At 72.8% G+C, this 1,598-nt stretch carries 2 protein-coding genes; one reads left to right on the top strand and one right to left on the bottom strand.

The window, feature by feature from the left end:
- Positions 1-838: dephospho-CoA kinase (coaE, locus tag ABTZ89_RS38575; protein WP_351054428.1), on the top strand; the 838-nt coding region annotated here is incomplete at its 5' end.
- Positions 839-943: 105 nt separating this feature from the next.
- Here the strand turns inward: coaE and ABTZ89_RS38570 are convergent.
- Positions 944-1,598, bottom strand: a 655-nt coding sequence (locus tag ABTZ89_RS38570; protein WP_351054426.1) for an ankyrin repeat domain-containing protein, incomplete at its 5' end; no start/stop codon positions are given.

Here is a 1,598-nt window from a genome sequence, read left to right as displayed (position 1 = left end):
CAGCTACGCGCCGAACTACCACCTCGTGATCATCGTCGACGCGCCCGAGGACGAGCGCGTGCAGCGGCTGGTGGGTCGCGGGCTGACCGAGCAGGACGCCCGCGCGCGCATCGCCGCGCAGGCCACCACCGAGCAGCGGCGCGAGGTCGCCGACGTGTGGCTGGACAACAGTGGCCCCGTCGACGAGGTCATCGCCCAGGTCGACGCGCTGTGGCGGGACCGCCTGGTGCCCTTCGAGGAGAACGTGCGGCTGCGCCGCCGCCCGCCGAAGCGCGCACCGCGGCTGGTCGATCCGAACCCGGACTGGCCGCGCCAGGCCCGCTGCTTGATCGACCGAGTCGAGCGGGCTGCGGGGGACAAGGCCGTGCGCGTCGACCACGTCGGCTCGACCTCGGTCCCGGGCCTGCCCGCCAAGGACATCCTCGACCTCCAGCTCACGGTCCGGTCCTTGGCGGACGCCGACGAGCTCGCCGATTCCCTCGCCGATGCGGGTTTCCCGCAGATCCCGGAGATCGACGGCGACACCCCGCACGACTTCGCACCGGACCCGGAGCTCTGGAAGAAGCGCATCCACGTCTCGGCGGACCCGGCCCGCTACGTGAACCTCCACGTCCGAGCGGACGGAACCCCGGGCCAGCGAGTGGCCCTCCTGTTCCCGGCCTGGCTGCGCGCGAACGAAGAGGCCCGCGCCGACTACCTGGCCCTGAAGCGAGAAGTCGCGGAAGCCCACGCGACCGACCCGGACCACGATGCCTACGCGGACGCGAAAGAACCCTGGTTCGCCGAAGCCCTCCCCAAAGCCTGGACCTGGGCGGAAGAAACCAACTGGACCCCGTGACCCGAGACCGGCGGGCGCCCCGAGTCCTCAGAGGATTCGAGGCGCCCGGCTCGTTGGTACGGGTGGGAGCGGGGTCTGGGGGGAGGATGCCCGCCCCCACCCGGTTCATGGTGCCGATCGGAGGATGTCGGCGATCTCGGTGTAGCCGTCGCTTTCCGCGTGCTCGAGGGCGGTGACGCCGTTGCGGTCGCGTATGTGCACGTCGGCACCTGCGTCCACCAGCGTTCGCACGGCCTGCTGGTAGCGCTCGCTGCCGTCGCCGAGGACCACCGCTTCCAGCAGGGCCGTCCAGCCGAGGTCGTTCACGTGGTTCACGTCGATCCCGGTGCGCACCGCTGCCCGGATGTACTCGACGTGGCCGTGCTCTCCGGCCGGGATCAGCGCCGTGCCGCCGTAGCGGTTGGTCAGGGCGAAGTCCGGGTGGGCGGGGAGCAGGGCTTCCAGCATGCCGACGCTGCCCGTCACCCCGGTGACCAGGAACGCGCTGTCCCGGCGGTCGTCCTGGGTGTTCGGGTTGGCTCCGGCGGCGACCAGCTCGCGGGCCACGTCGACGTGGTCGGCGAGCGCGGCCAGCAGCAACGGGGTGCGCTGGCGCTCGTCGCGGGACTCCACGTCGGCTCCGGCGGCCAGCGCCGCGCGGACCTGCGCGAGGTCGCCCGCGTCGGCGGCGGTCAGCAGCTGCTGGTCGGCTGCCGGGTTCGGCTGCTCCTGCTGCTCCGGCTGTTGCGCCACCGGCGGCGGGGGAGCCGGTGGCGCCGCC

The organism is Saccharopolyspora sp. NPDC002686 (assembly GCF_040295745.1).
Classification (GTDB): domain Bacteria; phylum Actinomycetota; class Actinomycetes; order Mycobacteriales; family Pseudonocardiaceae; genus Saccharopolyspora; species Saccharopolyspora oryzae.
Note: the sequence above shows the minus strand (reverse complement) of the source record. Positions and strands in the feature narration are given on the sequence as shown.